The sequence below is a fragment of the Drouetiella sp. genome (assembly GCF_059504425.1).
This window is the reverse complement of sequence record NZ_JCACIN010000030.1, coordinates 1-5406: the sequence shown is the minus strand read 5'-3', so window position 1 is coordinate 5406 and position 5406 is coordinate 1. Positions and strand designations below refer to the sequence as shown.

The following is a 5406-nucleotide window of genomic DNA, read 5'->3' as shown; positions in this document are numbered from 1 at the left end:
TTGTTGCTATCACTGCTAACTGTCGGAGGCATGGATCTTGAACTATCAACCTATAAAGTGCCTAACTCAGAGGTGTGTAGCAGCTAAAGCCTCCCACTGAAGTGGGTAGTTTTGGACTAGCGTGCTGGGACAATAAACTCAAAGCCGCTGACCCAACTCCAACGCCAGCTAACTATTAATGGACTGAAAGTTTCTGTCTAAGATCCCACAGCGGGTGAATAGACGGAATAATTCGACATAAGAACCCGAATTTACTATTTAAGGGGATTGTTTCCGTATAATACGCTGCTCAAGCTAGATATCCCGAATTTTTCCGCATATTTTCAGATTCCCTACAGAAATGAGCAGATGTACCATTAAGCACATAGTACATCTGCTCATTTCTTATGTAGCTACCTCCCAAAAAGTTGTTAGATCAGGTGCGAGATGCTATTCGCCTCAAGCACTACTCCTATCGCACTGAAGAAATCTACGTGCAATGGATTTGACGTTATGACAGACTTTCAAAATCAGAGTAGTTGCGTCCATCGCAACTACTCTAATCACTTATCTGAGCTTTAAGTGGCAGAATCGCTACAGTTAGCGACACAGCTTCACTTAGGAGACGTTCCGACGCTACCAAGCTCGGCTCTCTCTCCCAAAGCCAAGCCGTCTGGTCCTACTCAATCCGGTTTAATGAAAAATCGAATGAAGAAGCTTGTGCGGGGAATCCGCAGACAGGTTTCTGTGAAAGGGAGGCTTACAACAATGGCATATCATGTCGCCTTGCATGCACACAATGTAAATCTTTGCCCAATAGCCAGGTTAACGAGCTTTTCGGCGTCTTCCTTTTTGCGTATATTGTGGGTATTTAACCTGACTTGATATGAGGTATAATCCTGAGCACTCTTAAAACCAAAAGGCGAGAGCAACGGAGAATACAAAGTAAGCCTAAACATTGGAGAAGTCCTCCCTACTCGACAATGAAGGCGTAACAGAGCTTTGAGTTCTAGAAATGCCGGATCTACTTAGACTTACATTACGAAAAATTATTGGGTGTTACCCTGGCAATTTCTGTGGGTAGCTTATAGATACGAACCGCTGAAGCTTCAACCTGACGCATAAGCGATTCTCTCGCGTACATCGCTTTTTCAAGGAGCTCTGCAACAACACTAAGCAACCGTTTAGGCGAGAGGTCTATTGTTTGTCTCTTAATCAATGTTTTTGGTTTCCAAAACCACGTGAGTTCGGGGCTAACATTGTATTCTCAATAAGCCTTGCTATTGAGAATATCCTCAACAATTGAGCTTGTTGATAATGGTTCTAGAGGGTATGCAGGGTTAAGTAACGAGAAATCGAGGCCTCCAGCAATTTCTTATCCCGAACTCACGTTGAACCTGTATTTTTGCCCTCAGCAGTTAAACCCTCACATTAATACCGATTCGAGCGCTTTGAACTCTTAAAGCTCCCTATGTTTGGCGACTTGCCCACGTCAGCTAGACATCTGCGAGGCTCAATTCTTACAGGCTTTTTAACAGGATTCTGTGGCACTGCTGATGTTAAGGGTGAAATTTTCTGACGCATAGCGTCAAAAAATTCAGCTCTAGATTAAGCAATACGAGCTGCTAAAGATTTGAGCTATTTGACAGCGGTTGGCGTAGCCATTTAGGCGCGCACAGCCAGTTTTGTCCTGCATTTTTTTTGGAACACTCAGAATTAAACCTATGGCAACCTTTAATGTCACTACCACCAATGACAGCGGCACAGGATCATTGCGGGATGCGATCGCCCAGGCCAATGCAACGACTGGCATGGACTCGATTGCCTTTACAGGAGCAGTCTTCACCGATACAACCCTAGACACGATCGCCCTAACCTCTGGGCAGCTTGATGTTACAGATAGCCTGATGCTGCAAGGCACAGGAGCCACGCTGCTCACCCTCAGCGGCAACAACACCTCCCGCATTTTCAACATCACGGCGGCTGACGCAACCTTAGATGGACTGACGATCGCCAATGGCAATGCTGTTGGGTCAGGTGGCGGCATTCTCTATCTAGGCAACGGAGCGCTCACCATCAAGAACAGCACTTTATTCAACAATAAAGTAACGGGTGCGTCTGGCAGTAACGGCGGCGATGGTGGCGGTGGCGGCGGTGGCGGTGCCGCAGGGCTAGGTGGCTCTCTCTACAGCGAGGGCGGTACGGTAACAGTCAGCAATTCCACCATTTCGGGGGGGCGAGCCATTGGCGGTAACGGCGGCAATGCGGCACTGAGCAATGGTCTGAGTACAGGGATTGGGGCAACGGGCGGCGGTACAGCAGGCGGCACCGGGGGCACAGGCAGCGCCGCAGGTAGCAGCGGCGGGTTTGGCAGCGGCGGCGGCGGCGGTGCAGGCAGCACTTCCGGCGGCAGTGCTGGGGGTGCAGGCGGCTTTGGGGGTGGCAGCGGCGGCGGCGGCGCCGTCAACGGACTCAGCGGCACGGGCAGCAGCTTGGGCGGCAATGGGGGCGTTGGGGGTGCTACAGAATCGGGTGCAGGCGGCGGCGGCGCAGGCTTAGGCGGCGGCATTTTTATGCGCGGTGGAACGCTAAAGCTCGATCGCACGACCTTTAGCGATAACGCTACTCAAGCGGGTATTGGCGGCGTGAGTGGCGTCACCAACGGCAGCGGACTCGCCGGACAAAGCAAAGCTGGAGCAGTCTTTCTGGGTACTGGAGCCACTGCTAGTAGCCTCAACACTACTTTTGCGGGCAGTGTTGCCGTCAATGATGCTGGCAGCCCGACTGACAATGACGATGTGTTTGGGACGATCGCTTCTCTACCCTACCTTGTCTCTCTCACGCCTACCAGCCTGCTCAACGGCACGAGTATTGGCTACACGGCCACCTTTAGCGAAGCGGTTATAGGTGTTAACCTGAGTGACTTTTCTTTGACAACCACCGGGACACTGGCAGGAGCCGCAATTTCCTCGGTTCAGTCGGTGAACGACACGGTGTACACCGTTGCCGTCAATACGGGAGTTGGTGCAGGCGACCTTAACCTCAAGTTGGTTGACGATGACTCGATCGCCAGTAAGAGTGGTCAGGTTTTGGGTGGCGTCGGCAGCGGCAACGCTAATTTTTCTGCTCAAGCTTACACCATTGATCGATCGGCACTAACGGTGCAAATCATTCAAGTCAAAGAACTTCCCTTCGGGCTAGCCAAGAAAGTCGGTGGCATCAAGTTCAAATTCAGTAAGGTTGTCGCCGGATTCGATCTATCAGATCTGCGTCTGTCGGTTAAAGGCAAGTTGATTGCGCTCACCGGAGCTACCCTGACCACAACTGATAACATAACCTGGACGCTAGACAATCTAGAGAGCCTTACGCAAGAGTTAGGCGAATACCAGGCCTCGATCGCCTCTGGCAGTTTTACAAACGTTATCAGTGGTTCTACGTTAGACATCAGTGGTACTTGGCTCACGGGTATCGTGGGGTTTGCACCTCAAACGATCGTGTTTAAGGGCGGTAAAAAGGGCGTCCAGCGCTCTGGTGGCAAGGAAGGAGACTTCATTATCAGCAGTTGCAACAATGACATTCTGCTGGGAGGGGATGGCGGCGATCGCTTGTTTGGTGGCTTTAAGCTGAAAGGCTTCGGTAACGATCGCCTGTCGGGTGGCAACGGCGATGATTACCTGGATGGCGGTAGAGGCCGTGATTTGCTAGAAGGCGGCAACGGCAAAGACAAATTGAAGGGAGGCAAGCGCAGTGACCAACTCCAGGGAGATGATGATGATGACCAGCTGATTGGTCAAGAGGGAAATGATGTGCTGGTGGGCGGCGACGGCGAAGATGTCCTGTCGGGCGGCAGAGGCAGAGATGTATTTGTTTGCCAGTCGGTGAAAGGGGGTAACGATCGCGTGACTGACTTCAAGGTCAAAACCGATTTGCTGGATCTGCGGGAAATCTTTGCGTTAAAGGAGTTCAGCGCTTTGACGGCATTTGCTCAGTTCACTGAATATGTGAAGTTGGTCAAGGTCGGGGCAGATACACAAGTCCGAATCGATGCAGATGGCATGGGCAGTAGTAAAACCTTCGTGTCAGTCATGACGCTAGAAAAGGTAACAACAGCGAGCATTAGCGCACAGAATTTTGTGATCAGCTAAGCAGATATAGCTGTCGCCAGTTTGCTTAGGACATTTTTGGTGAGGCGCAGCGCCCCCCACCAAAAATGTCCCCGTCCTAAAGCTCAAGGGCGTCGGTTGTGCAGATAGATGAGTTAGCAGGTCTTAATTGCAGACAGTAGATAATAGGTAAGGGGGAGATATTGAACTGGCATTTAGTCGTTTCCCCTGCCTCTCCCCTCTTCCTTGGCTCGTCCTTTCCGCCGTTTTTCTTCTTCCCTGGCTTGCTCTTCTTCTCGTCGTTGGGCTTCTCGTGCTTGCTTTCTCTGCGGAGGAGCAGGATTTATATTTTCCCCGGTCGAACGATCGCTTGTTGGAGTATCTAAGGAGGCAGGGGCAGACGTAGCCTCTGAGTCTATTGCTTCTGTGGAAAATGGTTCTAGTGCAGCAGGAGCATCTGAAGGAGGTATCACTTCAGAGGGTTGAGTTGAATTTTCTAACGGCGCAGCAGGAGCGACCGCAGGCGACTCCAAGGGGGTAAATGTATCGGTGGTTTTGGGTTGGTCAGTTGGCAAAGAGGTTTGCGATTGCCACCAGGAGTAGCCCAAAACGAGTGGGATCAAAGCGCCTAATATCAAAACTCCGGGCAACCACCATCGACTTTGAGAGGTACCCTTTTGAGCTGGAGAGGCTATCATCACCGTACTACCTTGGATTGATCGGGGGTGAACCGCATGATAGGCAGGTGAAACGGCTACTGTTGCGACCTGGCTCGTAGAACCGACATTTGGCACCACCGGACTGTTAGTCTCTGTACATGAAAGCAACGCCAGCCATGCCTCTACTGTGGCTGGACGATGCAGTGGCTCCATTGCCATCCCTCTCATAACCGCTTCGTTAACCGAGGCACTCACCCCCGGCAGAAGTTGACGGAGTTCGGGTAGAGGAGAGCGATCGCGCAAGGGCGCTGCAATCGGCACCTTTCCAGTTAATAGGGTGTATAGCGTAGCTGCAAGCCCATAGATATCCGTTGCGGACGATCGCTTTGCTTGTGGAAAATATTGCTCAATTGGGGCATATCCTTCGGAGACGAGATGGGTATGCGTTTGAGTGAAACCAGGTGTAAACTCGCGGGCAATGCCAAAATCAATTAGGACTATCTGTTGAGTTCCTTCGCGCAAAATCAAATTTTGTGGCTTAATGTCGCGATGCAGCAATCCGTTCTGATGAACTGTTTTAATGGCATCTCCAACCTGAAGAATGTAATGAATATAGCGCTACGCATGTACGTTAGGACATTCTTTGAAAGCAGCATCAACGCAAT

At 50.8% G+C, this 5406-nt stretch carries 3 protein-coding genes; 2 read left to right on the top strand and 1 reads right to left on the bottom strand.

Annotated features, from left to right (window positions below; genetic code table 11):
• The first annotated feature begins 419 nt into the window (after positions 1–419).
• The gene (locus tag AC5JMP_RS07850) at positions 420–488 is read left to right on the top strand and encodes a hypothetical protein (protein ID WP_495850894.1); all 69 of its coding nucleotides are present in this window, start codon (positions 420–422) and stop codon (positions 486–488) included.
• 1215 nt (positions 489–1703) lie between these two features.
• Entirely contained in the window at positions 1704–4124 is a 2421-nt protein-coding gene (locus tag AC5JMP_RS07845; protein WP_495850893.1) for a hypothetical protein, read from the top strand.
• 173 nt (positions 4125–4297) lie between these two features.
• Here the strand turns inward: AC5JMP_RS07845 and AC5JMP_RS07840 are convergent, their stop codons facing one another.
• Positions 4298–5299: a serine/threonine protein kinase gene (locus AC5JMP_RS07840; RefSeq protein WP_495850892.1), complete on the bottom strand. Its 1002-nt coding sequence runs from the start codon at positions 5297–5299 to the stop codon at positions 4298–4300.
• Between the last annotated feature and the right edge of the window lie 107 nt (positions 5300–5406).

Coding starts and splice junctions, on each gene's coding strand:
- AC5JMP_RS07845 (WP_495850893.1), top strand. CDS start 1,704: ATGGCAACCTTTAATGTCACTACCACCAATGACAGCGGCACAGGATCA.